Genomic DNA, 26,428 nt, shown 5'->3' on the forward strand with positions numbered 1-26,428 from the left:
TAACATCCATCCTCCGTGCTCAAAACTCTTCCCATTCTTCGGAGGCGTTCTGGCGCGAGGGTCCCGCCGCCGGGCGGCTGGGGGCGGCCCCGGCAGTCCCGCCCGCCGAGGTCGGTCGCTTCAGCCCGGTCGCACCCCCGGCTGTCTTGCTGGTGGCTGTGACTGGCCGGGTAGCGGGCTGCTGCATTGCCTGGCCGGCCGCCGATGCCTGGACGCCCTTGAAGAAGCTCATCATTTCGAGGAGTTCGCGTGACTGGTCATCCAGCGACTCGCTAGCGGCGGCGGCCTCTTCGACCAGCGCGGCGTTTTGCTGAGTTACTTCGTCAAGCTGGGTGATGGCCTTGTTGATCTCCTCGAGTCCGGTGGACTGCTCCTCGCTGGCCGCGGCGATCTCGGCGATGATGTCGGAGACCTTCTTCACCGAGTCGACAATGTCCTCCAGCGACTTCCCGGAGTTGTCGACCAGCTTGCTGCCCTCGCCGATGCGCTCGACCGAGTCGTTGATCAGGGTCTTGATCTCCTTGGCGGCCTGGGCGCTGCGCTGCGCCAGGTTGCGGACCTCGGTCGCGACCACCGCGAACCCACGACCCTGCTCCCCGGCGCGGGCCGCTTCCACGGCCGCGTTCAGTGCCAGCAGGTTGGTCTGGAACGCGATCTCGTCGATCACGCCGATGATGTCGGCGATCTTCTTGGACGACTGGTTGATCTCGCCCATTGCGGCGACCGTTTTCTCGACAACCTCGCCGCCTTCCTGTGCCTTTTCGCGCGCAGCGGCGGCCAGTTGATTCGCCTGCCGGGCGTTGTCGGCGTTGGACTTGACGGTGGAGGTCATTTCCTCCATCGACGAGGCGGTCTCCTCCAGCGAGGAGGCCTGTTCCTCGGTGCGCTGGGACAGGTCGGTATTGCCCTGGGCAATCTCGGCAGAGGCCGATCGCACGTTGCCGGCCCCTTCGAGGATCTGTCCGACCAGGTTGTCGAGGTTTTCCAGCGAGGTGTGGATCGCATCGCGGAACTCGGCGAACTCGCCCTGGAACTCGCCCTCCAGACGTCCGGTCAGGTCGCCCTCTGCCATTGCCTGCATCACCCGCGAGCCTTCGCGCAGCGGCATGACGACCGCATCCAGCAACTCGTTGACGCCCTCGGCGATGTTGCGTGCGAAGCCCTGATAGTCCTCTGGGCTCAGCCGTTCGCCGAGGTTGCCGGCCGCCGCATCCTTGATCAGGGCGTCGATCGCGTCCTCGGCGCGGCGCATCTCGGTGGTGTCACGCCACTCGACCATGTTCCCGGCGTAGTTGCCATCGGCATCGATGATCGCGGTGGCGTTCAGGTTGAAGTAAAGGTCGGCGACCTGGATGTTGGCTTCAAAGGGCAGTCGGGCGGGGTTCTGGAGGATCGCCCGCTGATGCGTCGGATCCTTGTGGAACTGGTCGATGGACTGCCCGATCAGGTTGTCCGGGTCGAAGTTGGGGAACTCCCGGCGCAGCACGTCGCTGCGGCTGCGCAGCAGACTCACCACGGACGGGTTGGCATAGACAATGTTCATGTCCGGGTCGCACATCATCAATGCGGTCTGCGAACCCTCGACCGCCGCCCGCATGCGTGCGCGCTCCTGCTCTACGCGCTCCTGCTCGGTGCTGTCCTGCCACTCGACCATGTTGCCCAGGTAGTTGCCGGCATCATCCAGTACCGCCGTCGCATTCAGGCGGAACTTGAGATCGGCAACCGTGATCCGGGCCTCGTAGGGCAGATTGGCGGGGTTCTGCAGGATCGCGCGCTGGTGTGTCGGGTCCTTGTGGAACTGGTCGATGGACTGCCCCACCAGGTTGTCCGGATCGAAGTTCGGAAACTCCCGTCGCAGGACATCGCGCCGATTGCGCAGAAGCTCGATAACGGCCGGGTTGGCGTAGACGATGTTCATGTCGCTGTCGCACATCATCAGGGCAGTCTGGGCTCCCTGAACGGCGGCCCGCATGAACAGGGCGTTGTGGTCACTGCCGGTATCGGTTTTTGGATTGGCGGCCATGGTGGTGTCCTCACTTCGGTTGTTCGTCTGTCGCGGAGCCGGTTTCCGGCGCCGCGGGGATTGGTTTGGCGTTTCTGCCGGGGGCTTTTCGGGCGCGGAGGGGCGCTCGGTCACAGTCTTGTCATCAGTCGGGTCGGTGGCCTCATCGGGTGAGCCGATCCAGCCCAGCGGATCATTGCCCAGCTTGTTGCGTTTGCGTGTCGTCATGGCCCGTTCTCCCTGGCTCTTGGCTCAGGCATGCGCCGCCGACGGGCGGGTTGTCGCTTGTGCCCCGGCCGCGACCAGGTCGGCGGCCAGCTGTTGAAAATCCGTGGCCGCGCGATGGCGCGGCTGGTACTCGAAGATCGTCTGCCCGAAGCTCGGGCTCTCGGCCAGCACCACCGACTCGCGGATGGTGGTGGGCAGCAGGGCATCGGCGAAGTGTTCGCGGATGCGCTCGCGCACCTCGCGGGCGTGGCGGCGCTGTTCGACAAAGCGCGACAGCACGATCCACTTGCGACGGCTCGTACCCAGGCGCGCCTCGATGCCCTGCAGGATGCGCATCAATCGCGACAGCCCGTTCAGGGCCAGGAAGTCTCCGGCGACCGGGATCAGCATCTCGTCGGCGGCGATAATGGCGTTCATGCCCAGCAGGCCGGCCGACGGCGGGCAGTCGATCAGCACGAAATCGAAGGGCTGTTCCAGTCTGTCCAGCGCCTTCTGCAAGCGCCAGCCACGCGCGGCTCCACCCTCGTTCAGGTTCTCGACCTCCTGCAGCTGTTCTCCGGCGGCGACGATCTGCAGCCCGTTTCCGGCTTCGCTGAAGGCGTCCTCCAGGCGCGCGCCACCCTGCAGGACCTGATCCAGGCCGGCCGGGTCCTCCAGCCCGAAGGCCATGGAGAGATGCCCCTGCGGGTCGGCGTCGATCGCCAGCACCCGATGCCCGGCCAGGGCCAGGGCATGCGCCAGGTTCAGGGTCACGGTCGTCTTGCCGACGCCGCCCTTCTGGTTGATCACCGCGATGGTCCGCATGGTTCCCCGGCAGCCCCCGGCTACGCCGTGGCCTCCGCTTCGATGGCGTCGGTGCTGGCAATCAGGCCCGGGCCGAGCAGGGTGTCGATGTCCAGCATCAGGATCATCTTGTCGTCGACCGTCGCCAGGCCGCGTACGAAGTCGATCCCGATGCGGGTGTTGAAGTCGGGGGCCGGCTGCATGTCGTCCGCGCCCACGCTGTAGACCTCGGACACGGCATCGACGACGATCCCCATCACGCGCTCGCGGTCCTCGTTGATCACGCGCAGCATGATCACCACGGTGGTCGGGCCGTATTCCATCGGTTCCATGCCGAAGCGCAGGCGCATGTCGATGATCGGCACGATCATCCCGCGCACGTTGATCACCCCGCGGATGTAGTCCGGGGCATTGGGCAGCGGGGTGGGCCGCTCCCAGCCCTTGATCTCCTGCACCCGCAGGATGTCCACGCCGTATTCCTCCTCCGCGAGGATGAAGGTGAGGTACTGGTCCTCGCCGGCGGTGGCGGGGTCGTGGATGGACTGGGTTGCGTCGTTCGCCATTGCGTTGGGCTCCTTGATTTTTACGCCGCGCGGGTGTCGCGCCCGGAGGCCATCCGCGCGATCCCCGCGACATCCAGGATCAGGGCCACCTGGCCGTCTCCGAGGATGGTTGCGCCGGCGGTGCCGGGGACCTTGCGGAAATTGGTTTCCAGCGTCTTGATCACGACCTGCTGCTGACCCAGGAGGTCGTCCACGCGCAGGGCGACGCGCTGGTCGTCGGCCTCGGCCACCACCAGCAGGGCGCGCTCCGGCAGCGGGCTGGGCTCGGCCCGGCCGAACAGCGCGGCCAGATCGACGATGGGGATGTATTCGTCCCGCAGCCGGTACAGTGGCAGCTTGCCGAAGGCCTGCTTGACGCTCTCCGGCAGGGTCTGCAGCGATTCGACGATCGCGATCAGCGGGATCACGAAGGTCTCGTCGCCGATCTTCAGCAGTTGACCGTCCATGATCGACAGCGTCAGCGGCAGGCGGATGGTCAGGCGCGAACCCTTGCCGGGCTCGGATTCCAGTTCGACGTTGCCGCCCAGGCCACGGATATTCTTCTTCACCACGTCCATGCCGACGCCGCGGCCGGACAGATCGCTGACCTGGTCCGCGGTGGACAGCCCCGGCTCGAAGATCAGCTGCAGGATCTCGTGGCGGTCCAGTTGCTGGTTCGGCCCGACGATCCCGGCGTCGCGGGCCTTGGCCAGGATGCGGTCGGCATCCATGCCCTTGCCATCGTCGCGGATCTCGATGACCACGTTGCCGCCGCGGTGGTAGGCCTCCAGGCTGACCTGGCCGGTCTTGGGTTTGCCCGCCGCCGCGCGCGCATCGGGCATCTCGATGCCGTGATCCACCGCATTGCGCACCAGGTGCACCAGCGGGTCGCCCAGGTGCTCCATGACCGTCTTGTCGATCTCGGTGTATTCGCCCTTCAGGGTCAGCTCGATCTGCTTGCCGAGCTGCCCGGAGATGTCGTGTACCAGGCGCGGGAAACGGTTGAAGACCTGGGCGATCGGCACCATGCGGATGCCCATCACGCTTTCCTGCAGCTCGCGGGTATTTCGCTCCAGCTCCGCCAGGCCGGTGCGCAAGCGCTCGATCTGCGCCTCAATCTGCGAGGGGTCCTCCTCCAGCTGTTCGCTGATATCGGTCAGCATCGACTGGGTGATGACCAGCTCGCCGACCATGTCGATCAGCGCATCGATCTTGCCGGTGTTCACCCTCATGGAGCTGGATTCCGCGCTGCGTTTATTGCCGGCGCGCGCAGCGGGCGGCTCGGCGGGGGTCTCCGTGGCAGGGGAATCCGGGGGCGTAACCGGTTGCTCTGCCACTGTGTCCGGGGCCGTCTCGGGGACGGCAAGGGGTTCGATCTCCAGGTCGCATTCGTCCTCAACCCATTCGAAGACCTCTTCGATCTGGTCGCGGGTCGCGTCCCCTTCCAGTTCCAGGGTCCAGGCGAGATAGCAGTCTTCCGGGTCGAAGGCCTCCGCGCTGTCCGGCAGGCGGTCGGTCTCGCAGTGCACGGTCAGTCGGCCCAGCTCCTCCAGCACCTCGAACATTCGCAAAGGGTCGTTGCCGGTGCGCATCAGGTCTGCAAAGGGCCGGAACCGGATGCGCCAGCCTTGCGGGCTGTCGCCGCCGGTGGGACCGGCCGCTTCGCCCGCCCCTTCAGACGTTGGGGCGGCCGGCGCGGGTTCGCCCAGATGGGCCTCGATCAGGGTGCGTACCTCGGCCACCTCGGCGGCATCGGCCTCGCCGCCGTCGCGGGCGGCATGCAGCTGGGCGCGCAGGATGTCCACCGCGCGCAGCAGCAGGTTCACCGTCTCCGGCGACGCCTCCTGTTCACCCTTGCGCATCCGGTCCAGCAGGGTCTCGACGCCGTGGGTGAACTCGGAGATCGCGCCGAATCCGAAGGTCCCGGCCCCACCCTTGATCGAATGGGCGCAGCGGAAGATGGTATTCAGGGTCTCCGGATCGCCGCCGTCCAGCGCCAGGAGTTCGGTCTCCATGCGCTCCAGCCCCTCGAAGCTCTCCTCGAGAAAGGCATCGACGAACTGGGCCATGTCGATCGACATGACTAGCGCAGCACCCGGTTCACGGTGTTCATCAGCTGGTCCGGGTCGAACGGCTTGACCAGCCAGCCGGTCGCACCCGCCGCCTTGCCTTCCTGTTTCTTCTCCGGGCCGGCCTCGGTGGTCAGCACCAGGATCGGGGTGAACTTGTAATCGCCCAGCTTGCGCAGTTCGCGGGTCAGTTGCAGCCCGTCCATGCCCGGCATGTTCACGTCGGTGATCACCAGGTCCGCCTTCGTCCCCTGGGCCTTGCCCAGGCCGTCGTTGCCGTCGCGCCCCTCGGTGACCTCGTGTCCGGCCTGCTTGAGGGTGAATGCGACCATCTGGCGCATCGAGGCAGAATCGTCCACCACCAGAACCTTAGCCATTGTGTTCTCCTGAATCGGTATCGTGTTCCTGCCCCGCACGCGCGGCGGCCGCGTCCGCACCGAGCGCCTGGAAGGCCTGCGTTAAGACGGCGCTTGCTCCGTCGATCGAAAAGCCCTGCGCATGGCGTGCCGCGCTGTGGCGTGCCATCAGCAGGACCTGAACCCCGGCGGCGTCGATATCGGCCACGGTCGTCGCGTCCACCTGAAGGTCCTCGCCGGCATCCAGCGCCACGCGCAGCTCTTGCCAGCAGGCGGTCGCGGTGTCGATGCGCAGGCGTTCGGGCAGCGCTATGGTGGTCATCGCCGTTACCTTTCCGTGAATTCGTTCACACTGTACAGGATCTGTAAAGATATTTCCCAGCTCTTTGTAAAAAACTTGTACGGCTGCGGGTGGGAAAACTTGAGGACGGATTCACATGGAAACGTCGGCAGCGCGCTGGACTTTCGTCGCGCCAGTGTGACCAGATGCCGTGTGCGCCCGCGCAAGCCCGCTTTTTCCATGCAACCTTCGACCCCGGTGAGATGCTGAGATGGAAGCCCGTTCGCTCTACCGACTACCGGCCGACCCGGCGGCCCGGCAGGCCGCCGCGGCCTGGCTGCGGACCGCCGCAGCCCGGGGGCCGGTGCTCTGGGTGGGGCGGCATGTGCCCGACGGCCTGCCGCACGTGGCGCCGGCACAGGCCGGGCACTGGCTGGGCCACGAAGTGCAGGCCCTGGTGTTCGAGGCGGGGGATCCGCTCGCCGTGGATGCGCTGGTCACCGCGGCCGGGCTGCTGCGCGGCGGGGGCACCCTGGTGGTCCTCGACGGCGTCACCGGTGAAGGCGCGTTTACCCGCCGCTGGCGGGCCGCGCTGGCCGAGGCGTGGGTGCAGACGCCCGCATCGGCGGAGGAATGGCCCGAGGTGCCGGCACGTCCGGCGCCCGCCTTTGCGTGGACGCCGGATCAGGCCGCGGCGCTGGATCGTCTCGCGCATCTTGGCGCCGACGAATGCCTGGCGCTGATCGCCCCGCGCGGTCGCGGCAAGTCGACCCTCCTGGGCGAGTTCCTCGGCGGGACACTCCGACACGGCGGGCCCGCGATCACGCTGACGGCACCGAGTCCACGGGCCGTGGGTGCCCTGCTGGCGCGCGCCCGTCGGTGGGTCGACACGCCGGAGCGTCTCTATCGGGCACCGGATGTCCTGCTGGAAGCGCCCGAGCCCGTGGATACCCTGATCATCGACGAGGCAGCGAACCTGCCGGTGGAGCGCCTGCTGCGCCTCGCCCGCCGTGCCCGGCGCCTGGTGTTGTCCACCACGACCGGCGGCTTCGAGGGGAGTGGCCAGGGCTTCCGGCTGCGCGCGCTGCCGACCCTGGAGGCGGCGGGGTTCCGGGTGCGCGTGCAGCCCATGGCGACGCCGGTGCGCTGGGCGCCGGGGGATCCGCTGGAAGACTGGCTCAACCGGTTGTTCCTGCTGGAGGCGGAAAGCCGGACCCCGGCTACCCAGGCCGTCCGTCTGCGTTGGACGACCGGGGCGGCCCTGGCGGAGTTGCCGCAGACCCTGGAGGCCGTGACGGGCCTGCTGGCGGATGCGCACTACCGGACCCGTCCGTCCGATCTGCTGCGTTGGCTGGAGGACCCCGGCGTGCGCGTGCTGTGCATGGAGGGCGTGACGGACGGGGCGCTGTTCGGCGTCGCACTGATCCAGGAGGAACCCGGCCTGGATCGGGCCCTGGCCGAGGCGGTGTGGGCGGGCGAGCGCCGTCCCCAGGGGCAGTTCCTGCCCTGCACGCTGGCCGCTCTGGGGGGCTTCGAGCTGGCGGCGGAGCGTACCTGGCGCATCCAGCGCATCGCGGTGCACCCGCGCTGGCAGGGGCGGGGCCTGGGCGGCCGCCTGCTGCGGGCGGTCGCGGATCGGGCCGTTGCCGAACGGGTGGCGCTGCTGGGGGCGAGTTTCGGGCTGCAGCCCGCATTGCTGCGGCTCTGGCAGCGGGAGGGCTACGTTCTGGTGCGCGTGGGGACCCAGCCGGACGCGGCCAGTGGTCAGGTCAGTGGTGTGGTCCTGCGCGCCCTCCGGCCCCGCACGGCCTCCGGTCTGCAGCCAATCCAGCGCGCCTTCTGGCGCGACTGGCCAGTCTGGCACCCACGCTTCCTGCCCGCATCCGCCGCCATGGTGAGTGCGGCCCTGGAGGAAACGGCCCGGCCGCTGTCGGAGGCTGACCCGGCCACCGATCTCGCGGAGGTTCGGGCCTTTGCGTACCGCGCGCGGCCGCTGGAATGGGTGTTGCCGGCCCTGTTGCGGCAGCTGGAGGCGGCCCCGCCGGCCGATCCGGAAGGCCGCCTGCTGGCGGCGACCCTGGCCGCGCCCGTCGATTGGACGCGTCTGGCCCGCGAGCTCGGGGTATCCGGGCGGCGCGGCGTCACCCGCAGGCTGCGCCGCGCCGCCCGGGCCTGGCTGGAGGCCCGTAGCCCGTAGTCCGGGTCAGAGCCGGAACTGCGCCAGGGCCTGCTGGATCTCCTTTTCCACCTGCTTGAGTTCGTCGGAGGCGGCGCTGACCCGGTCGGCGGTGTTGGCCGACTGATCCGCCTCGTCGGAGATCTGCACGATGTTGCGGTTGATATCCTCGACCACCGTGCTCTGCTGGCGCGAAGCGACCGCGATCTGCTCGGTCATCTCCACGATGGTGGTGACCGACTGCCGGATCTGCTGCAGGGCGCCGTTGACCTCGGCGGTATGCTCCATGGTCGACTCGGCCTCTTCCTGACCCTGTTCCATGGCCTTGACGGCACTGGTGGTGGCGGTTTGCAGGCGCGAGATCATGGACTCGATCTCGTCGGTGGATTCCTGCGTGCGGGTCGCCAGCTTGCGGACCTCGTCGGCGACCACCGCGAAGCCGCGGCCATGTTCGCCGGCGCGGGCGGCCTCGATGGCCGCGTTCAGGGCCAGCAGGTTGGTCTGCTCGGCGACCCCGCGGATCACCTCGAGGATGGTTCCGATCTGCTTGGAGTCCTCGCCCAGCTTGGAGACGGTCCCGGCGGCCTGCTCGACGGTGCCGAGCAGCGAGGCCATGGACTCAATGTTCTTCTCCATGACCTCGGAGCCGTTGTTCACTGCATCCCCGGCCTCCTGGCCGGCCTGGGAGGTCGCGTCGGTGTTGCGCGCGATCTCCTCGGCGCTGCTTTGCAGCTCGTTGATCGCGGTGGCGACACGCTCGGTCTCGTCGCGCTGGCGCGAGACCGCCTCGCGGGCCTCGTAGGCCTCCTGGTTCAGGTTCTCGGTGGCGCGGTTGAGTGTCTCGGTGCTGCCGCGTGCGTGGCCGATGGCCTGGGCGATCTTGTCGGTGAAGCGGTTGAAGGCGCGGCCCAGTTGCGCGGTCTCGATCAGCCCGTTCTCGTCCAGACGGCGGCTCAGATCGCCATCGCCGTCGGCGATCTCCTCGAGCGCCGCGGTGGAGTGGGCCAGCGCGCGCCGCACGACCAGGATGATGAACACCGCGCCGGCCAGCCCGAGGATCACGCCGATCAGGGCCAGGATGCCCTGGGTCGTCTGGGTGGCGCGCATGTCGGCAGTCAGGGCGGCGGCGCTGCGTTCGGCGCGGGCAGTGATGCGCTCGCTGAGTCCTTGCAGATGATCGCGGGCCTCGACCAGCAGCGGGCCGATCTCGGTCCGAATCAGGTAGGCATCCTGCAGGGCCTGTTCGCTGCCGTGGATCTCGATCAGGTCGTCCAGCGCGGTGTTCTGGGTATCCAGGGCCCCCTGGAAGTCTTCCAGCGCGATCTGCTGTTCGAAGTCGAGATCGTCGAACTGGTCCATCAGCTGCGCGGTGATGTCGTTGGTGCGGGTGGAGAACAGACGCACGTTCTCGCGGAAGGCGTCATCGCGGAAGGCGATGAACCCGCGCAGATTGGAGGTGACCTGGACCACCGACATGCGCAGCTCATGCAGGGTGTCGAGACGGTCCCAGGAACGCTGGAAGCGCGGCAGGGCCATCTCGGCGTCGATCATCATGTTGGTCTGCTGGGTCATCTCGCGGCTGGCCGGGTTGGCCCGGGCGTTGGCGATGCCCAGGGCCGGCATGTTCTCCGCCGCGTTCTCCGCCACCTCGATCAGACGATCCTCGAAGCTGGTGAACTGATCCACCAGGCGGCGTACCTCGGTCGCGCTGGCGGCGAGTTCCTCGTCGGCCGCGATGACCGGATTCTCGTTCAGGGCCCGCGTGGCCGCATCGAGCTCGCGCATCGCGTTTTGCCATGCATCGCGATGCGACTGCTCCTCGCTCATCAGGTAGAAGCCGAGAAACGCCGCGCTCTCCTGCAGCAGCTGCTCGACATCGTTGACCCGGGCGACGGCCGGGTAGTCGGCCTGCGTGAGTTGCTCGACCCCCTGACTGCCCGTGCTCATCGCGCGCAGTGCCAGCAGGGAGTTGATGATCAGGATGGCGACGACCAGGCCGAACCCGGCAATCAGCAGCCCCCGGATGGAGAGTTTGTCCAGCATGCGATGACTCCTTCAGCGCGCCCTGTCCCGGGCGCTTCGCGAACCGGCCGCGGTCTCGGAGAGCGCGGACCCGAAAGGTGACTATTCAACCCCTGTTACGGCAGACCCCCGGCAGAGTTGAGGGGTGGCCGGAAACCCGAGTGTAGACGCGCCGACGCTCAACCGGATTCCAGCTGCTCCCAGCGCTCGAAGCAGTGGGCCAGCTCGGCCTCCACGGTCTCGAGCCGCGCCTGCAGGTCGCGCATGCGTTCACCGTCGCGCAGGGCCTCGGGATCGGTCATCGCCGTGGTCAGTTCCTGTTGCTCGGTCTCCAGGGCCTCGATCCGGGCCGGGAGGGCCTCCAGTTCGCGCGCATCCTTGTAGGACAGCTTGCGCGGGGTCGCCGTAGCGTTTTCCGATGTCTGCGGCGATGGTTCGGGAGCGGGCTCGGCCCGCGGCTCCGGGGCGCCGGGTCGGGCGGCGGCCGCGGTTTCGCCCTCCAGCAGCCGCCGCGTGACACGTTCGGGCAGGTCGGACCAGCCACCCACGAACTCTTCCACCGATCCGTCGCCCGGCAGGACCAGGGTCGAGGTCGCGACATTGTCCAGGAACGAGCGGTCGTGGCTGACCACGATCACCGTCCCGGTGTACTCGATCAGGAGCTGTTCCAGCAGCTCCAGGGTCTCCACATCGAGGTCGTTGGTGGGTTCGTCGAGCACCAGCAGATTTGCCGGGCGCAGGAACAGCTTGGCCAGAAGCAGGCGGTTGCGCTCGCCCCCGGACAGCGCCGACACCGGCTGGCGGGAACGTGATGGCGGGAACAGGAAGTCTTCCAGGTAGGACAAAATGTGCCGGCTCTCGCCATTGACCATCACCCGGTCGCGCCCCTCGCCGACCGCGTCCTGCACCGTGGTGTCCTCGTCGAGATGCGCGCGCGCCTGGTCGAAGTACGCGATCTCCAGCTGGGTGCCCAGCTTCACGTGACCGGCCAGCGGCTCCATCTGTCCGAGCAGGCCGCGCAGCAGGGTCGTCTTGCCCGCGCCGTTGGGTCCGACGATACCCAGGGCATCGCCGCGTTGCAGCAGCAGGTTCACGTCCCTGACGATGGGTTTGTCGTAGCCGAAATCGGCGTGTTCCGCCTCGATCACCAGCCGGCCCGAACGCTGTTCCGGGCTCAGCTTCATCTTGACCTGGCCGCTGCGTTCGCGACGCTCGGCGCGCTTCTTGCGCAGGGCCTGCAGTGCCCGCACGCGCCCCTCGTTGCGGGTACGCCGTGCCTTGATGCCCTGGCGCACCCAGGCCTCCTCCTGCGCCAGCTTGCGGTCGAACTCCGCGCGCTGGGTGGCCTCGGTCTCCAGGCGTTCGGCCTGGCGCTCGCGGAATTCCTCGATCGACGGCGGATGTTCATACAGCTGCCCGCGGTCCAGCTCCAGGATGCGGGTGGCTACACTCTCCATGAACTGGCGGTCATGGCTGATGAAGACCACGGTCAGGCCGCTCTCGAGCAGGAACTCTTCCAGCCAGCGGATCGCGGCCACGTCGAGATGGTTGGTCGGTTCGTCGAGCAGCAGCAGCTGCGGGCGCTGCACCAGCTCGCGTGCCAGCCAGACCCGGCGCTTGAGTCCGCCGGACAGCGCGGCGAACTCCGCCTCGGGGTCCAGGCTCAGGCGGGAGATGGTGGTCTCCACCCGGTTCTGCAGGCTCCAGCCATCGATGGCGTCGAGCTGCGACTGCACTGGCCCCATCTTCTCCAGTGCATCCATGTCGCCGCCGGCCGCGGCCTGGCTCAGGTGGTGGAAGCGCTCCAGCAGGCGCCCGGCCTCGCCCAGGCCCTCGGCCACGACATCGAACACCGTCCCTTCAATGCCCGGGGGCAACTCCTGGGTCAGGTAGGCGGTGGTGAGGCCGTCCTGGCGGGTGATCTCGCCCGAATCCGCCTGTGCCTCGCCGTTGAGCACTTTGAGCAGGGTGGACTTGCCCTCTCCGTTGCGCCCGGCGACGGCGACGCGCTCGCCGGGTTCCAGGCTCAGGTTGATGCCGTCGAGCAGGGCGGCCATGCCGTAGGCCAGGTGGATGTTGCGCAGGGTAAGCAGTGCCATTCGAGTTCCGGTCGCGAGCGAGTGTTGTGGCGGGCGCCAAGACTATCACCTTGGCGTGCGAGTGGCGGCGTCCAGCCGCCTGTCCTGTTGTTGCTTCGCACGTTCATTGCGTGATGTTTACTGTGGCTTCGGTCTGCCGCCTGCCTGTTGGTGGCTGGTCCCGGTTCGGCCTCTGGGGTTTACGGTGCCGCCGGCCGGTCGTCTGACGGGTTGAGGCTGGTCCTGGTTTTGCTTCCGGTGTTTACGTGCCTCCGGTCCACATACTGCCGAGCGCTGACTCGCCAGCGCGCCGCGCCCGTTTTTGATCAACAACTGGCTTTCTTGCTTGCCCAAGAAAGGACCCAAAGAAGGGCACCCGGATTTCGCCCGGGAACCTCGCTCCGGCCGCGCTGGGCCGGCGGCGCTGAACTCGCTACGCCTTCGGCTTCGCTCAGACATCCAGCGCCCCGAATTTATGGAAAACGGGCCGGCCCATCACGCCCTCCGCGAGGGGCTCCATACGGGGGAGGAAGGTCAGGACAGAAGGTATTCCGACCCCACGACACAACAACGGTCCTGCCGCCCGAAAGCCCCGGCGCCCGCACCGCGGGCGCGGCACGCAACGGCCAAAGGCCGAGCGTGCCCAAGATGTGCGAAGACCTAGCCATCTTCCACTGGCACGACCGTCGGGACGGCTGTTGTCTTGACCTTGAGCCCCCCGTTGTCGTCGCGCCGAGCGGAGAGGGTTTTCGCGGGATCAGAGGCGCTGGATGTCTGAGCGAAGCGCAGCGTAGCGAGTTCAGCGCCGCCCGCGAAAAGCCTCGGAGCGAGGGAAACCCCGGCCCGCACAGCGGGCCGGGGTCGCGGCAGTCGGGCGTGTTTCTTGGTTACTTCTTTGCACGAGCAAAGAAGTAACTCGGGGCGCGCTGGCGAGTCAGCGCCGGGCAGTACGTGGACCGAAGCCACCGTAAACACCGAAGGATGAACCGGGACCAGCCACCACGAGGCAGGCGGCCGGACGGAGGCACGTAAAACCGAGAGCGCAAAGCCTGTCTCGCTGGGGGCGAGGGCAAGAGAGGGCCGCGTGTCAGGCCTCGCCCATGAGCCAGGCGCTGGCGGCGCCGGCCAGACTCATCAGCGCGAGGACGAAGATCGCCACCTCGGTGCCCGCCAGCTGCGCCAGCAGCCCGAACAGCCCGCCGACCAGCAGCAGGGCACCAATGACCGTGTTGCTGACCGCGGTGAACGCGGCCCGGGTCTCCTGCGTGGCCATATCCACCAGATACGTCTTGCGCCCCAGGCGCACACCGGCATGACTGACCCCGAGCAGGAAGAACAACGCCGCATAGAGCCAGCCGCCGGGGACCAGTGCGTGGTCGGTATCCACCGGCGCGAACCAGACGCCCAGCGCGACCGCAATGCCAAGCCCGGCGGCCAGAAGGCCAGACAGTATCAGCACCCAGCGCGCCGAGCGGTCAGACAGGCGCCCCCAGACCGGGGCGCTGACCGCCGAGGCCAGGCCGCTGGCCAGGATCAGCAGCCCCAGGGTTCCGAGATCGCCGGCGGTGGCGTCCTCCGCGAGAAGGACGTAGAAGGGCAGGGCCAGCGCGGTGCTCATCAGCAGGGCGCGGGTCAGCACGAAGTGGCCAAAGGCGCGGTCGGTCCACAGCAGGCGCATGGAGCGGATGGCCTCGGTCACCGCGTTGCCGCCGCCCTCGGTGGAGCCCGGGTCCTCGCGCAGCCGGGTAAAGGTCGCGGCGGCCACCCACCAGGCCCCGGCCGAGGCGGCCAGCAGGGCGACGAAGACCCCGATGCCGGCCTCTTCGAGGTTCGCCAGCGTCAGGTAGATACCCAGGCCCAGGGTGAAGAAGCCGGCGAGGGAGGCGGCATAGCCCATCACGGTTCCGCGCTGGTGCTTGGCGATGGTCTTGCCGAGCACATCCTTGGAAGCCACCGAGTTGATCCCCCGCGACAGGGCAAAGACGATCAGGAGCCCGAGGATGGCCCAGCCGGCGGCGGCGCCCTCCAGGGTCAGGGCGACGACAGCCATGCCGGCGACGGCCAGGCCGGACAGGACACTGCCCAGCACCCAGAAGCCCTTGCGGATCGCCCGGCGGCGAATGGAGGCGGCAACGAACAGTTGAGGCAGCAGCGAGCCGGATTCGCGGATCGGCACCAGGAAGCCGGCGAAGGCGGCCGGGGCGCCCAGGGCGCCGAGCAGCCAGGCCAGCACCAGTCGGGCCGAGGCGAGCTCGTCGCCAATCTTGCTCAGGGTGTTGGCGACCAGGTGGACGAAGAAATTGACCGGCTGGGCGCGGCAGGCGTTTTCGGGGATGTCCTTGCAGACGCGCGCGTCCTCGTCGCCGGCAATGGTTTCGTACAGCCCGATAATCGGGCGTGGAAGCTTGTCCAGGTCGTTGGCGGTCATGAGGTCTTTCCGTTGCGTTGTCCCGTCATTGCGAGGAGCCGAAGGCGACGTGGCAACCTCCAGATGCTGGCAGGGCGGCGGGATCCGGTGGTGCCGGAAGGCAGATTGCCACGGTGCCTGCGGCACCTCGCAATGACAGGGGCGGGTGCGACGCGCTACCGGCGCCCGGCCAGCGGGTCGCTCGGGTCGACGCTGTCGCGGAACGGCTTGCGCCGGTCGAGGTTGGTCAGCTGATAGACGTTGCCCAGCCAGTTGTTGATCACCGCCAGCGCGGTGTCGTGCCAGGTGTTGTCCAGGCGGTCCAGCAGCAGCGCCTCGGGCAGGGCCGGGATCTCGGTGCAGTGTTCCAGGGCGGCCTCCACGTGCTCGCGGTGCTCGTCGAGGATGGCGGCGGCCTGCGGCATCAGGTAGTTCTCCGGCAGCGGCGGGTAGGCGTCGCGTTCGCCCTGGATGTAGCGCACCACCTCGCGTTTGTATTCCTTGAGCAGGCTGATCGAGTCGTATTCCGGGTGGCCCTGGAAGAAGACCATGCGAAAGCCGTCGGGCGAGGCCCCCAGGTGGATCCCGGACTGGTCACTCTCCACCAGCACGCGCAGGCCGTGGCGCTCGAACTGGTCGCGCGAGACATCGTTGTAGCGCGAGTGCGGCACGTCGAAACGGGTGTTCACGCCGGTGACCAGCGGATGCCCGCGGTCGACCACGCGATGCGGGAACACGCCCCACAGCTTCTCGCCCATATGCCGGCGGTGCTCGCCGTAGCGCGCCTGCAGCACGGCGTGGGTGGCCAGGCAGGAGCACAGGGTGGAGGTCACGTTCTCCCAGGCCCAGTCGACCACCTCGGCCAGTGGTTCCCAGAAGGGTTCCAGGGCCAGATCCGGCTGGGTCACGTTGGCGCCGGTGATGATCAGCGCGTCGAGGCCCTCCTTCTTCAGGTCCTCGAAGGATTCGTAGTACTGCTTGACGTGGTCGCGCCCCTTCGGCCCGCGCTTGAGCTGCGGCAGGGTGAACGGGTGGATATAGAACTGCGCGATCTGGTTGCTCTCGCCGATCAGGCGAAAGAACTGGCGCTCGGTGGCCGCGAGGGCCGCGTCCGGCATCATGTTCAGCAGCCCGATGTGCAGGGCGCGGATCTCCTGCTGCTGGGCGAAGTCGCTGGGCAGGACGGTCTCGCCCTCGCTTTTCAGGCGGGCAAAGGTGGGCAGGTCGGAGTAGGCGACAAGTGGCATTACAGACGCGCCTCCCGCTCCAGGGCCATGCAGACCAGGTCGTCGAAGTCGGCCGCGTTGCGCACCCGCGCCAGTTCCGTGGTGCTGATGGTGTAGCCGTGACTCTCGGCGATCGCCTCGTAACGTGGCAGGCGGGCACGGAACAGCCGCGAGAAGACCCAGCGCACAAACGCGTCGGGGTCGATCTGGGCGACGTAGTCCAGCCCCTCGTCGCGCATGTATTCGGCCAGCTGCTGGTCGAGGAAGGCCTCGCGGTAGTACAGCGGCTTGGGATCGCTCTCGGCGCGCTCGATCAGCTGGCGCTCGTCCTCGTCGGTCGCCTTGATGTAGAGGATCAGCGTGTGCTCCGCGAGGGTCTCCAGCACGCCGGGGCTGTCCAGCTCGCAGACCGAGCCGCCGGCATCGTTGACGAAGTGCGGATAGCCGAACAGCGTCTGGGACTTGCTGATGAAGTCGGGCACGTCGAGCATGGCCTGCACCTCGGCTTCGTGGTGCAGGGTCTGGCGGCGCTTGAACTCGGTCAGCGGCAGCCCGCCCAGCTCCGGGTTGCCGAGCTTGCCGAGGAAGCTCGCCACCGGGTGCAGGTTGTCCACCGTGATGTTGTTGATGATCTGGATCGAGTCCGAGCGCAGCAGGTCACGCAGGAACGGCACGGCCATCGCCTGGGCCTTGATGTTGTCCAGGATCGGTTCGCTCAGGTAGCGCGTGCCGATGCGGTAGTCGCCGGAGTAGTGGAACCAGTCCTCGCGCCGCAGCATGTTGGACAGGCGCGTCTTGCCGACACCGGACATCCCCAGCAGGGTGATGCGGCGGTGGTCCTGATTGCGGTACTCGTCGGGGGTCAGGCGCATGGCTCGGGTTCGGTTAGCGTCGCAGGATGAACAGGATACCGGCGATCACCGCCAGGCCGCTGATGACGTAGTGGTCGTACTGGAACTGCAGCCCCAGCAGACCGCGCAGGCCGAACAGGATCAGCCAGGCGCCGAGCAGAATATTTCCCAGAATGCGCATCCGTGCGTGTCTCCCGGTTCGTGATTAGCGGATCAACTGGCTCAGTTCGCGGAACTGCGGATCGGCCGCGTCGCGCAGCCACTCGAACAGCACCGATTCGTGATTGGTGATGATGGCGCCGGCGGCGCGCAGGCGCTCCAGCCCGTTGTGCTTGCGCCCGGTGTCGCGCGAGCAGACCCCGTCCTCGACCACGAACACGGTCACGCCCGCCTCCAGCAGTTCCAGTGCCGTCTGGGTCACGCAGATGTGGGTCTCCGCGCCGGTCAGGATGATCTGGTCGCCGCGGGTCAGGCGGGTGTGCAGGTCGGCTTCGGCGCAGCAGGAGAAGGCCGTCTTGTCGGTGACCGCGCCCTCGCCGTCCAGCGCCTGCTGCAGGGGGGCGGTGACCTCGCCGAGGCCTTTGGGATACTGGCGCGATACCTCTATCGGGATGCCGAGCTTGCGCGCCGCCTCGATCAGGCGCGCGGCATTGCGCTCGACCTCGGCACGGGCCGCCTCGGGCATCGCGGCCAGCAGGCGTTCCTGCAGGTCGATCAGGACCAGGCGCGAGCGCGCCCGCTCGCAGCGGGCCCGTGGGTTATGCGTGGCGGAGGCGGACATTACTCCAGCAGGTCGTCGATGGCCTCGAGGTCGGCCACGCTCAGGCGACCGGCGGCGCGCTGCAGGCGCAGCGATTCGCCGAGGAAGCCGTAGCGGGCCTCGGCGTAGTCGCGCTCGGCGCGGAAGACCTCGCGCAGGGCGAGCAGGACATCCACCTGGGTGCGGGTGCCGACCTCGAAGCCGGCCTCGGCCGCCTCGAACGCGGACTGGGTCGAAACCAGCGCCTGCTCCAGCGCGCGCACCCGCGAGTTGTTGGAGATCACCGACAGGTAGGCGCTGCGGGTGTCCTGAGTGGTGCGGCGCTCCACCAGCGACTGGCCTTCCTGCGCGGCCTGGAAGTCCTCGCGGGCCTGGCGGGTCAGGGCGCTGACGCGCCCGCCGGTGTAGAGCGGGATCTCCAGTTGCACGCCGACCTGGGCGTCGGTGCCCTCGAAGAAGGCGCCTCTGGCATCAGCTGGTACATCCAGGCCGTGGTAGCGGTTCTCGCGCACCGAGGCGTTCAGGTTGAGCCGCGGCAGGCCCTCGGCGCGCTGGCGCTGGATCTGTTCGCGGGCGGTCTCGGTGCTCAGGCGCTGGGCGGCCAGTTCCAGGTTGTTGGCGAGCGCGATATCGACCCAGGCCTGCGGATCGGCCGGTTCCGGCGGGGTCAGCTCGGCCTCGTCGCGCAGCATGTCCAGCTCGTCCCAGTAGGTGTTGGTGATCACCGCGAGCTGCTCGCGGGTCAGGTCCAGCTGGTTCGCGGCGGCGATGCGCTCGGCCTCGGCGATGTCGCGCTGGGCCTGGGCTTCGGTGACGTCGGTACGGGCGACCAGGCCGACATCGAAGCGGCGCTGGGTCTGTTCCAGCTGGCGCTCGATCGCCTCGACCTCGGCCTCGCGGAAGGCCAGGGTTTCCTGTGCGATGAGCACGTCGAAGTAGGCCTGGGCCACGCGCAGGATCAGGTCCTGGCGGGCGGCATCCAGTTCGGCCTCGGCGCGGGCGATCTCGAGATCCACCTGCGCCAGCTCGATGTAGTTGCGGCGGTCGTAGAGGCTTTGGGCCAGATTGACGCCGAAGCTGGTCTCGCGCCCATCAATGCTCGGTTCATTGCGGCCGTCGCGGTAGAACGCGCCGGCCTCGGCCTGCCCGGAGATCTGCGGCAGCAGGGCAGAGCGCGCGAGCGGCCGGTTCTCCAGCACGCTGCGGTACTCCGCCTCGGCGGTGCGCAGTTCGGCGTCTTCCGCGGCCGCGCGCTCGTAGACCTCCATCAGGCTGGAGGCGGTGGCGGGGGCCGAGATCACCAGGGCCAGCCCGGCGGCGGCGAGAAGCGACGGCAGACGGTTCATGGACGCGACTCCGGAGGATATTAGGAAACGCCTATCCTATCAGAGCATGTTCCGGAATGGGGCCTCCGGCGCGCGCCCCGTGCCGGGGCGCAGGCGACCGGCTCAGAATTCGAACGCGGGCTTCGGCTCGAAGCCAACCAGCGGCTTCACGCGGGTCTCGAACAGGCCCTCGTGGCGGCAGTCGTCTTCGGTGGTCCGGGTGATCAGCTGGGCCTCCATGATCGGGCCATCGCCAGTGACCACGAATAGCCGGCCGCCGAGCGTCAGGTAGGGCTCGAGGAAGTCGTCGTATTCGGTCATGCCGCCAGTGAGGATGATCGCGTCGTAACGCGGGCGCGGCGGGGTCCAGTCACGGGTCACCGTGGCGGTGCGCAGGTGGGCGTTATCGAGACCCAGATCCGTCAGGCGGTTACGCGCCGCGAGACGCAGATCGTCGATCCGCTCGATGCTGTCGACCCGGGCCGCGAGGTGGGCCAGGCAGGCGGTCACGTAACCGGAACCGGTGCCGATCTCCAGTACCGTCTCGGTGGGCTGCGGCGATACGGCCTGCAGCAGCCGACCGACCACCACCGGCGGCAGGGTGTTTTCGCCGTGCCCCAGCGGGATCTCGGAATCGGCATAGGCCAGGGCCTGGTAGGGCTCGGGCATGAAGCGTTCACGCGGCAGGGTTTCCATCACGTCCAGCACGCGCGTATCGAGCACGTCCCAGGGGCGAACCTGCTGCTCGACCATGTTGATCCGGGCCTTGGCGAAATCCATCGCGGTTTCCTCTGTACGCTAAACAGCCGCGAAAGAGTACGTTCACGCGCCGAAACAGGCAAGTAGGAGGCCAGCCCTCTGGCCGATGGGGTGTTGACCAGACCCCATCGGCCAGAGGGCTGGCCTCCTGCGGGGGGGTGCCGCTATTGCCCGTAGGAGCGCAGCCCCCTGCGCGATGGGGTTCTGGTGATGCCCCATCGGCCAGAGGGCTGGCCTCCTACGCGTCAGGGTGCTCGTCGAGGACCTCCGCAATCGCGCGGATGCGTTCGCGCTGCAATGCCTCGCCCAGGGCCTTGCCCTTGTAGCCCTCGGCCATCAGGGCCTGCGGTTGCACGGCCTGCGCGGCGGCCACCGCGCGGCGTACGGCATCGGCCTGCGGGTAGGGCTTGTCCTCCCAGCCGGTGCGCCCGCGGAAATCCGCCTCCACCGCGAGCAGGAAGGGCTCGACGTTCTCCGGGCGGCGCAGGGCGTCCAGTCCGTCCACCAGCTTCATTACGGTCTTCGGGCGCAGTTCGAACACGCGGTGCACCAGGCCGTGGTAGCGCGCCACGCGCACCGCGAGGTCGCGGTAGCGATTGGGGATGCGCAGGCGTTCGGCCAGGGCGCGGATCAGGTCCACCCCGCGTTCCTCGTGCCCGTGGTGACTGGGCAGGATGTCGGGGTCGGTCGTGCCCTTCCCGAGGTCGTGCACCAGTGCGGCGAAGCGCACCTCCGGGGCGTCGGACAGGCGGGTCGCCTGGTCCAGGACCATCAGCGTATGCACGCCGGTGTCGATCTCCGGATGGTAGCGCTCGGGCTGGGGTACGCCGAACAGCCGCTCGATCTCCGGGAACAGGATGGCGAGTGCCCCGGCCTCGCGCAGTACCTCGAGGAAGCGCCGCGGTGCGGGGCTCTTCAGGGCCTTCTCGCATTCTGCCCAGACGCGCTCGGGGACCAAAGCGTCGACCTCGCCGGAGGTGACGAGCTCGCGCATCAGGGTCAGCGTGTCGGGGGCCACCTGGAAGCCCCAGGGCGCGAGCTGGGCGGCGAACCGGGCCACCCGCAGCAGACGTACCGGATCTTCGGCAAAGGCCGGGGAAACGTGGCGCAGCCATCGGGCTTCCAGATCTTCCCGTCCGCCATAGGGGTCGATCAGGCGGCCGTCGGTGTCCTCGGCCATCGCGTTGATGGTGAGATCGCGGCGTTCGAGGTCGTCCTCCAGGGTCACCTCGGGCGAGGCATTGAACTGGAAGCCGTGGTAGCCGCGCGCGGTCTTGCGCTCGGTGCGCGCCAGCGCGTATTCCTCGTGGGTCTCGGGGTGCAGGAAGACCGGGAAGTCGCGTCCGACCGCGCGAAAGCCCGCGGCCTCCATCGCCTCCGGCGTGGCACCGACGACGACGTAGTCGCGTTCCGTGAACGGGCGTCCCAGCAGGCGGTCGCGAACCGCACCGCCGACGAGATAGGTCTGCATGGCGGCCCCGGGTTCGCGATCCGGGTCAGCCGCGGCCCGATCCGCGGTTGAGAGTACGCAGTTGCTGCATGCGGGCCTCACGCCCGGCGCCGCCGCCACCCAGATAGCTGGGGGCAATGGATTCGAGCCGGGTCGGGCAGGGCAGTTGCTGCTCGCCGTCGCAGACCGAGTCGATGGTCAGCGAGGCGAAGTTGTCGCGCGACAACGGTTTGCCGGGCACGAATTCGAGCACGCTGGCCTGCAGCTTGCCGGCCCAGTCGGGCAGGCCGATCACCGGGCGCCGGTGACCGGAGACGCGTCCGACGTAGCGCACCAGCTCGGCCAGGGTATAGGTCTTCGGGCCGCACAGTTCAAAGCCCTGCCCGAAGGTATCCGGGTCGTCGAGGGCCTCGACGAAGTGCTCGGCCACATCGCCGACATACACCGGGGCGAAACGCGCCCGGGCGCGGGCCAGGGGCATCATCGGCGAGAACTTCAGCAAAGTCGCGAAGCGGTTCAGGAAGGAATCCTCGGGGCCGAAGATCACCGACGGGCGAAAAACCGTGACCGCCAGGGATTCGCTGGCGAATACCGCCTGTTCCGCCGCGCCTTTGCTGCGCAGGTAGTGGCTGGGGGCGTCGTCCATGTCCGCCTTGAGCGCGCTCATCTGCAGGAAGCGGCGCACGCCCTGGGCCTCGGCGGCCGCCAGGGCCTTCTCGGTCAGCTCGGTATGGGCGGTGCGGAAACCGGCGCCGCTGTGCCCGCGCTCGTTGAGGATGCCGACCAGGTTGATCACCGCGTCCTGCCCCGCGAACACGCGCTCCAGGGTGGCGGGGTCATGGGCGCTGCCTTCGACCAGATCCACCTCGGGGTTGACCAGGAGATCGCGGTGGCGATGCGGACGGCGGGACAGCACGCGGACCTTCAGGCCGCGATCAATCAGTCGGCGAATGATGTGGTGGCCGACGAAGCCCGTGCCGCCCAGCAGGCAGACATTGCGAATCGAATCGATCGACATGGTGGCAAGGTCCTTCCGAAAGCGAATGCGGGACGTCTTATACTCGGGTGACCTGCATTGTTCAAACAAGCCCGTATTTCGGGCCCTGACGCCGAGGCACCGATATGCCCGAACTGACTGCGATCAATCCTGCCACCGGCGAGACCCTCGCGCGCTACCCGCGCATGAACGAGGAAGCGCTGGAGGCCGCATTGTCTCGTGCCGCGAGCGCGGCGCCGGACTGGGCGGCGCGCCCCGTGACGGAGCGCGCCGCGCGCCTGCGCGATCTGGCCGGCGTGCTGCGCGAGGAACGCGAGACCCTGGCGACCACTGCCACACAGGAGATGGGCAAGCGCCTGGCCGAGGCGCGGGCCGAGGTCGACAAGTGTGCCGCCGCCTGCGAGTACTACGCTGAACACGGCCCGGATTACCTGCAGGACACCATGATCGCCTCGGACGCGAGCCGCTCGTTCATTGCCTGGCAGCCGCTGGGGACCGTGCTGCTGGTGATGCCCTGGAATTTTCCCTACTGGCAGGCCTTTCGCCAGGCGATCCCGGCCACGCTGGCCGGCAACACCGTACTGCTCAAACATGCCTCTAACGTTCCTGGCTGCGCCGAACACCTGGAGCGGGTGTTCCTGGCGGCCGGGTTCCCCGAGGGCGTGTTCCGCAATCTGCCGGTGGGCTCCGACGCGGTGGAAGGCATCATCACCGACACCCGCGTGCAGGGCGTCAGCCTGACCGGATCCGAGGGGGCCGGCCGCGCGGTTGGGGCGGCTGCAGGCAAGGCGCTGAAATCCTCGGTGCTGGAGCTGGGCGGGTCGGATGCCTTTGTGGTGCTGGCCGACGCGGACCTTGACCATACAGTCGAGCAGGCGGTGCGCGGGCGCTTCCAGAACAACGGCGAGACCTGCATCGCGGCCAAGCGCTTCATCGTGGAGGAGGCCATCGCGGAGGCCTTCGTCGAGCGCTTCCGGGCCGCCATCGAGGCCCTGGTCATCGGCGACCCGATGGACGAAGGCACGAACATCGGCCCGCTGGCGCGCGATGACCTGCGCAGCGAGTTGCACGACCAGGTGACCCGCAGCGTGGCGGCCGGCGCTCGCCTGGTGGCGGGCGGCGAGCCGAGAGAGGGCGCCGGGTATTTCTACCCACCCACGCTGCTGGATGGGGTGGAGCCCGGCATGCCGGCCTTCGACGAGGAGACCTTCGGCCCGGTCGCAGCGGTCACCCGGGCGCGCGGCGCGGACCATGCCATCGAGCTCGCCAACCGCTCGCGCTTCGGCCTGGGCGGGAGCGTCTGGACCGCCGACCCGACCCGCGGCGAGGCGCTGGCCCGACGGCTGGAATGCGGTTGCGCCTTCGTCAACGGCATCGTCAAGAGCGACCCGCGCCTGCCGTTCGGCGGCGTGAAGGACTCCGGCTACGGCCGCGAACTCTCCGAACTCGGCATCCGCGAGTTCCAGAACGCCAAGACCATCTGGGTCGCTTGATTTGCCCCGCCCGGGGGAGGATCCGCGTCTCCCTAGTGGGCCGGCGCGGTCCTCGGCCGTGCGCGGTAGAGGCCCAGTTCGAGCCGGTTGTGGGGGTCGGCCTGATCACGCTTGGCGATGATGCGGGCGACCAGGGGCTCGTCGCGGTCGAGGAGGTCGGCGGCGAGCTGGTTCTGTTCGCGCGGCAGGTAGCCGAGCTGGTGGTCGATCCAGTCGATGGCAACGGCCTTGTCATCGTGCGGGTTCAGCCGCTCGCGGCGCAGGGTCAGGGCCTGGCCGCGCTTCAACGCATTCCACAGCTTCGGGGCGTCGTGGTGGCGGTAGCCGGCCAGCGGGATGGTCTGCAGCAGTTCCTCGGTGGTGGCGGTGGCGTTGTAGCGGCCGCGCTGGGCGTAGTAGCCGCGCAGTACGGGGGTGCGGCGAGCCTGGCGGTTGGGGGTGTTCGATTGCATGGTCGCGCTCCATCTGGGGGGTTGCGACCTTTGTAGCACCGGGGGTGGCTCACAGAATGAGCCACCCCGGCTAATCGTGTCTTGCGGGCCCCGGGGCGGCCTCCCAGTGCACGGGGTCGCCCCGCCGGATGGTGCCCGGCTCCAGTGGCCGCAGGCAGATGCCGCTGTCCTGGCGCAGGGCGCCGGCGAGGTTGTAGCCGACCACCTGGTTGAGCCAGCCGCAGGGCGGGCGCGGCCGTGTGATGGCAAAACGCACAACACCGATGCGCAAGGTTCCCGCGCGCGGGCTGCGCCGGAGGCCGCTGACCACGAGGTTGCGGCGGTGGTCGCCGGGCGTCGGGGTCGCGGGCTGGCGCAGGCGCCGCGCCCGCCGTGTGGCGCGGTCCAGCTCGGCGCTGCAGATCAGGGTGACGGGGCAGGACTCCACCGTGTGCCAGTGGCCCTGCCCGGTGGCGTAGCGGTCACCGGTCAGGCCCGCTTCGGTAACCTCCACGGCGGCGCAATCGTGCATGGGTGCGCCGGCCCGGTCGGCGATCCAGATCGCTTCCAGCCGGCCGGAGACGGTGGCGGCCTTGCGGCGGGCCAGCCAGCGGCGCAGCATCAGGATGAAGCCGCGTATTGCGCAGCGGCCTCGCGCAGCGTGGTGGCGACACGGGTGCGCAGGCTTTCGGGGGCCAGGACCTCGACCCCGGGACCGTGGCGCAGGATCTCCTGGATCAGCTCGGTGGGATCCCCGAAGGGCACCCGCAGGTGGTAGTGGTCGCCCTCGAAGTGGCCGGTCTGGTCCGGGTGCCAGGTCTCGTCCGCGACCCAGCGGGCGTGTTCCGGGGTGAAGCGCAGCACCGCCCATTCCTGTGCGGGGCCGGTGAAGATGCCGAAGGCCGCGCCGGTGTGGGCATCCAGGGTCGCTTCGTCGATGTCGTGGTAGGGGCCATCGGTCGCCCGGGTGGACCGGATGCGTTCCAGCGCGAAGGTGCGCAGGGCCCGGGCCTTTTCGCACCAGGCGATCAGGTACCAGTTGTCGCGGTAGTACAGCAGTCGCTGGGGATGCACGACGCGTTGGGTGGCGGAGTCGCGGGCACGGCCGTGGTACTCGATCGCGATCGGCTGTTCGTCCAGGGTCGCGGCGGCTACGGCCTGAAAGCCGTCGCTGCGGTTGCCGCGCTGGGCCAGGGGCTGGATGCGGATACGGCGGCGCACGGCGTCCGGCTGGTGCCCGCCGCTGGCGAGCAGCTCCCGGATACGCTCCTTCAATGGCCCCAGTGTGGGCGCCAGCAGACCCGGCTGCACGTCCTCCAGGAGCTGCTCCATGGTCAGGAGCGCGAGCAATTCGGATTCGTTGAACCACAGCCCCGGCAGCTCGAAGGCCGGGACATCCTGTGCGTAGCGGTAGCCGTTGGCCTCCGCGTCGTACTCGATCGGTGCCTGCATGAAGTCGCGCATGTACTCGAGGTCGCGCTTGATGGTCGCGCGCGAGACCTCGAGCGCCTCCATCAGGTGCGCCAGCGACGGCGGCTGGCGCGCCTGGAGCAGGCGGTGCAGATGGAAGATCCGCTCGGCGCGGTTCACGAAGTCAATGCAGGGATGGACATTTCCGGAACGCTACGTGGAGAACCTGCCCCTTGGCAATGTCACGGGTTTTTTTCGTCGGCTGCGCCGCTCCGGGGCCCTGGGCACAGGTCATTTGCCGAGAGCGGCTGCGAGCGGCGGCGGGCTCGCAAGACGCCCCTTTCGGATGGGGATTGCGGGTGGGATGGTCGTCGCCGTCCGCGGGTCGTGTCATGGATGCGGGCATGTCCGGCCGTGGCTCCGGTGGTCTGCGCTGGACGGTGATACCTTCGAGGCAGGCCTCCAGGATGAGGTCGCGGATCGTTTCGTGGGCCTGGTCGCGGGCCTGCGGTCCGCAGCAATCGGCGGGGGCGATGATCCCCGTATCCAGCAGATCGCGGAGTTCCTGGCCGCGCCATTCGGCAACGATTCGGCGCGACTGCTCGTCGATGATCCGGAGCGAGGGGTCGGGGTTTTCCAGCCATGCGTCGAGCGTGAACATTATGCCTCCTATTAAATGAGAACCATTCGCGTTGATGGTCGTCGAGGGAGAGGCGCGAGTCAAGCATTGAATGCGAGCGATCATGAAGATCGGTGGATTCTGTGGACCGGTCCGTTTTTTCC

Annotated in this window: 23 protein-coding genes; 2 read left to right on the forward strand and 21 right to left on the reverse strand. The window is 68.4% G+C overall.

The genetic code is table 11. The annotated features are described in order from the left end of the window. Window positions 1-19 precede the first annotated feature (19 nt). From F627_RS0104005 to F627_RS0104030, 6 genes are read right to left on the reverse strand one after another with little or no spacing between them, the layout of a single operon-like run. A complete protein-coding gene (locus F627_RS0104005; protein ID WP_019583358.1) occupies window positions 20-2,230 on the reverse strand; it encodes a methyl-accepting chemotaxis protein in 2,211 nt (736 codons plus the stop codon). 24 nt (window positions 2,231-2,254) lie between these two features. Continuing rightward, a complete protein-coding gene (locus F627_RS0104010) occupies window positions 2,255-3,034 on the reverse strand; it encodes a ParA family protein (protein WP_019583359.1) in 780 nt (259 codons plus the stop codon). A gap of 20 nt (window positions 3,035-3,054) precedes the next feature. Next, entirely contained in the window at window positions 3,055-3,576 is a 522-nt protein-coding gene (locus F627_RS0104015; protein WP_018866668.1) for a chemotaxis protein CheW, read from the reverse strand. Window positions 3,577-3,596: 20 nt separating this feature from the next. Next, the gene (locus tag F627_RS0104020) at window positions 3,597-5,636 is read right to left on the reverse strand and encodes a chemotaxis protein CheA (RefSeq protein ID WP_019583360.1); all 2,040 of its coding nucleotides are present in this window, start codon (window positions 5,634-5,636) and stop codon (window positions 3,597-3,599) included. Between the two features lie 2 nt (window positions 5,637-5,638). Then, complete coding sequence (locus F627_RS0104025) at window positions 5,639-6,001, reverse strand: response regulator (RefSeq protein WP_018866670.1); 363 nt, start codon at window positions 5,999-6,001, stop codon at window positions 5,639-5,641. Then, a complete protein-coding gene (locus tag F627_RS0104030; protein WP_018866671.1) occupies window positions 5,994-6,302 on the reverse strand; it encodes an STAS domain-containing protein in 309 nt (102 codons plus the stop codon). The genes F627_RS0104025 and F627_RS0104030 overlap by 8 nt, the downstream gene beginning before the upstream one ends. 229 nt (window positions 6,303-6,531) lie before the next feature. On the opposite strand from F627_RS0104030, the gene F627_RS0104035 reads away from it, so the two are divergent. Continuing rightward, window positions 6,532-8,457: a GNAT family N-acetyltransferase gene (locus tag F627_RS0104035; RefSeq protein ID WP_019583361.1), complete on the forward strand. Its 1,926-nt coding sequence runs from the start codon at window positions 6,532-6,534 to the stop codon at window positions 8,455-8,457. Between the two features lie 6 nt (window positions 8,458-8,463). Here the strand turns inward: F627_RS0104035 and F627_RS0104040 are convergent, their stop codons facing one another. From F627_RS0104040 to F627_RS0104090, 11 genes are all read right to left on the reverse strand, one after another. Next, on the reverse strand, window positions 8,464-10,479 hold the full coding sequence (locus F627_RS0104040; protein WP_019583362.1) for a methyl-accepting chemotaxis protein: 2,016 nt from the start codon (window positions 10,477-10,479) through the stop codon (window positions 8,464-8,466). A gap of 158 nt (window positions 10,480-10,637) precedes the next feature. Beyond that, entirely contained in the window at window positions 10,638-12,557 is a 1,920-nt protein-coding gene (locus tag F627_RS0104045) for an ATP-binding cassette domain-containing protein (protein WP_019583363.1), read from the reverse strand. A gap of 1,066 nt (window positions 12,558-13,623) precedes the next feature. Beyond that, entirely contained in the window at window positions 13,624-14,964 is a 1,341-nt protein-coding gene (locus tag F627_RS0104050) for an MFS transporter (RefSeq protein WP_019583364.1), read from the reverse strand. Window positions 14,965-15,119: 155 nt separating this feature from the next. Then, window positions 15,120-16,190 carry a homoserine O-succinyltransferase gene (locus F627_RS0104055; protein WP_018876863.1) on the reverse strand — a complete coding sequence of 357 codons (1,071 nt, stop codon included), beginning with the start codon at window positions 16,188-16,190 and terminating at the stop codon, window positions 15,120-15,122. Then, entirely contained in the window at window positions 16,190-17,041 is an 852-nt protein-coding gene (locus F627_RS0104060; protein ID WP_018866677.1) for a hypothetical protein, read from the reverse strand. Before F627_RS0104060 ends, F627_RS0104055 begins: the two co-directional genes overlap by 1 nt. Before the next feature lie 13 nt (window positions 17,042-17,054). Then, entirely contained in the window at window positions 17,055-17,201 is a 147-nt protein-coding gene (locus tag F627_RS17120) for a hypothetical protein (RefSeq protein WP_012983821.1), read from the reverse strand. Between the two features lie 24 nt (window positions 17,202-17,225). Beyond that, window positions 17,226-17,801: an isochorismatase family protein gene (locus F627_RS0104070; RefSeq protein ID WP_019583365.1), complete on the reverse strand. Its 576-nt coding sequence runs from the start codon at window positions 17,799-17,801 to the stop codon at window positions 17,226-17,228. Then, window positions 17,801-19,126, reverse strand: a complete 1,326-nt coding sequence (locus F627_RS0104075; protein ID WP_018876865.1) for a TolC family outer membrane protein — start codon at window positions 19,124-19,126, stop codon at window positions 17,801-17,803. The genes F627_RS0104070 and F627_RS0104075 overlap by 1 nt, the downstream gene beginning before the upstream one ends. A 102-nt stretch (window positions 19,127-19,228) precedes the next feature. After that, a complete protein-coding gene (locus F627_RS0104080) occupies window positions 19,229-19,885 on the reverse strand; it encodes a protein-L-isoaspartate O-methyltransferase (RefSeq protein WP_018866680.1) in 657 nt (218 codons plus the stop codon). 217 nt (window positions 19,886-20,102) lie between these two features. Continuing rightward, entirely contained in the window at window positions 20,103-21,335 is a 1,233-nt protein-coding gene (locus F627_RS0104085) for a multifunctional CCA addition/repair protein (protein WP_018881862.1), read from the reverse strand. Between the two features lie 25 nt (window positions 21,336-21,360). Continuing rightward, a complete protein-coding gene (locus tag F627_RS0104090; RefSeq protein ID WP_018866682.1) occupies window positions 21,361-22,332 on the reverse strand; it encodes a complex I NDUFA9 subunit family protein in 972 nt (323 codons plus the stop codon). 104 nt (window positions 22,333-22,436) lie between these two features. Here F627_RS0104090 and F627_RS0104095 point away from each other — a divergent pair, with 104 nt between their 5' ends. Further along, complete coding sequence (locus F627_RS0104095) at window positions 22,437-23,804, forward strand: NAD-dependent succinate-semialdehyde dehydrogenase (RefSeq protein WP_018866683.1); 1,368 nt, start codon at window positions 22,437-22,439, stop codon at window positions 23,802-23,804. A 32-nt stretch (window positions 23,805-23,836) separates the two neighbouring features. On the opposite strand, the gene F627_RS0104100 is transcribed toward F627_RS0104095, so the two are convergent. The 4 genes from F627_RS0104100 to F627_RS16255 form a co-directional block, all read right to left on the reverse strand. Continuing rightward, window positions 23,837-24,256 carry an HIRAN domain-containing protein gene (locus tag F627_RS0104100; RefSeq protein ID WP_018866684.1) on the reverse strand — a complete coding sequence of 140 codons (420 nt, stop codon included), beginning with the start codon at window positions 24,254-24,256 and terminating at the stop codon, window positions 23,837-23,839. A 70-nt stretch (window positions 24,257-24,326) separates the two neighbouring features. Then, window positions 24,327-24,857, reverse strand: a complete 531-nt coding sequence (locus F627_RS0104105; protein ID WP_018881573.1) for an MOSC domain-containing protein — start codon at window positions 24,855-24,857, stop codon at window positions 24,327-24,329. Further along, window positions 24,857-25,825, reverse strand: a complete 969-nt coding sequence (locus tag F627_RS0104110; RefSeq protein WP_018876871.1) for a YafY family protein — start codon at window positions 25,823-25,825, stop codon at window positions 24,857-24,859. Before F627_RS0104110 ends, F627_RS0104105 begins: the two co-directional genes overlap by 1 nt. A 4-nt stretch (window positions 25,826-25,829) precedes the next feature. Further along, window positions 25,830-26,306 (reverse strand): hypothetical protein, encoded by a 477-nt coding sequence (locus F627_RS16255; RefSeq protein WP_081630713.1) that lies wholly within the window; start codon window positions 26,304-26,306, stop codon window positions 25,830-25,832. Window positions 26,307-26,428: the final 122 nt, after the last annotated feature.

The sequence above is a fragment of the Thioalkalivibrio sp. ALE16 genome (genome assembly GCF_000381305.1).
GTDB lineage: Bacteria > Pseudomonadota > Gammaproteobacteria > Ectothiorhodospirales > Ectothiorhodospiraceae > Thioalkalivibrio.

Coding starts and splice junctions, on each gene's coding strand:
- F627_RS0104005 (WP_019583358.1), bottom strand. CDS start 2,230: ATGACGACACGCAAACGCAACAAGCTGGGCAATGATCCGCTGGGCTGG.
- F627_RS0104010 (WP_019583359.1), bottom strand. CDS start 3,034: ATGCGGACCATCGCGGTGATCAACCAGAAGGGCGGCGTCGGCAAGACG.
- F627_RS0104015 (WP_018866668.1), bottom strand. CDS start 3,576: ATGGCGAACGACGCAACCCAGTCCATCCACGACCCCGCCACCGCCGGC.
- F627_RS0104020 (WP_019583360.1), bottom strand. CDS start 5,636: ATGTCGATCGACATGGCCCAGTTCGTCGATGCCTTTCTCGAGGAGAGC.
- F627_RS0104025 (WP_018866670.1), bottom strand. CDS start 6,001: ATGGCTAAGGTTCTGGTGGTGGACGATTCTGCCTCGATGCGCCAGATG.
- F627_RS0104030 (WP_018866671.1), bottom strand. CDS start 6,302: ATGACCACCATAGCGCTGCCCGAACGCCTGCGCATCGACACCGCGACC.
- F627_RS0104035 (WP_019583361.1), top strand. CDS start 6,532: ATGGAAGCCCGTTCGCTCTACCGACTACCGGCCGACCCGGCGGCCCGG.
- F627_RS0104040 (WP_019583362.1), bottom strand. CDS start 10,479: ATGCTGGACAAACTCTCCATCCGGGGGCTGCTGATTGCCGGGTTCGGC.
- F627_RS0104045 (WP_019583363.1), bottom strand. CDS start 12,557: ATGGCACTGCTTACCCTGCGCAACATCCACCTGGCCTACGGCATGGCC.
- F627_RS0104050 (WP_019583364.1), bottom strand. CDS start 14,964: ATGACCGCCAACGACCTGGACAAGCTTCCACGCCCGATTATCGGGCTG.
- F627_RS0104055 (WP_018876863.1), bottom strand. CDS start 16,190: ATGCCACTTGTCGCCTACTCCGACCTGCCCACCTTTGCCCGCCTGAAA.
- F627_RS0104060 (WP_018866677.1), bottom strand. CDS start 17,041: ATGCGCCTGACCCCCGACGAGTACCGCAATCAGGACCACCGCCGCATC.
- F627_RS17120 (WP_012983821.1), bottom strand. CDS start 17,201: ATGCGCATTCTGGGAAATATTCTGCTCGGCGCCTGGCTGATCCTGTTC.
- F627_RS0104070 (WP_019583365.1), bottom strand. CDS start 17,801: ATGTCCGCCTCCGCCACGCATAACCCACGGGCCCGCTGCGAGCGGGCG.
- F627_RS0104075 (WP_018876865.1), bottom strand. CDS start 19,126: ATGAACCGTCTGCCGTCGCTTCTCGCCGCCGCCGGGCTGGCCCTGGTG.
- F627_RS0104080 (WP_018866680.1), bottom strand. CDS start 19,885: ATGGATTTCGCCAAGGCCCGGATCAACATGGTCGAGCAGCAGGTTCGC.
- F627_RS0104085 (WP_018881862.1), bottom strand. CDS start 21,335: ATGCAGACCTATCTCGTCGGCGGTGCGGTTCGCGACCGCCTGCTGGGA.
- F627_RS0104090 (WP_018866682.1), bottom strand. CDS start 22,332: ATGTCGATCGATTCGATTCGCAATGTCTGCCTGCTGGGCGGCACGGGC.
- F627_RS0104095 (WP_018866683.1), top strand. CDS start 22,437: ATGCCCGAACTGACTGCGATCAATCCTGCCACCGGCGAGACCCTCGCG.
- F627_RS0104100 (WP_018866684.1), bottom strand. CDS start 24,256: ATGCAATCGAACACCCCCAACCGCCAGGCTCGCCGCACCCCCGTACTG.
- F627_RS0104105 (WP_018881573.1), bottom strand. CDS start 24,857: ATGCTGCGCCGCTGGCTGGCCCGCCGCAAGGCCGCCACCGTCTCCGGC.
- F627_RS16255 (WP_081630713.1), bottom strand. CDS start 26,306: ATGTTCACGCTCGACGCATGGCTGGAAAACCCCGACCCCTCGCTCCGG.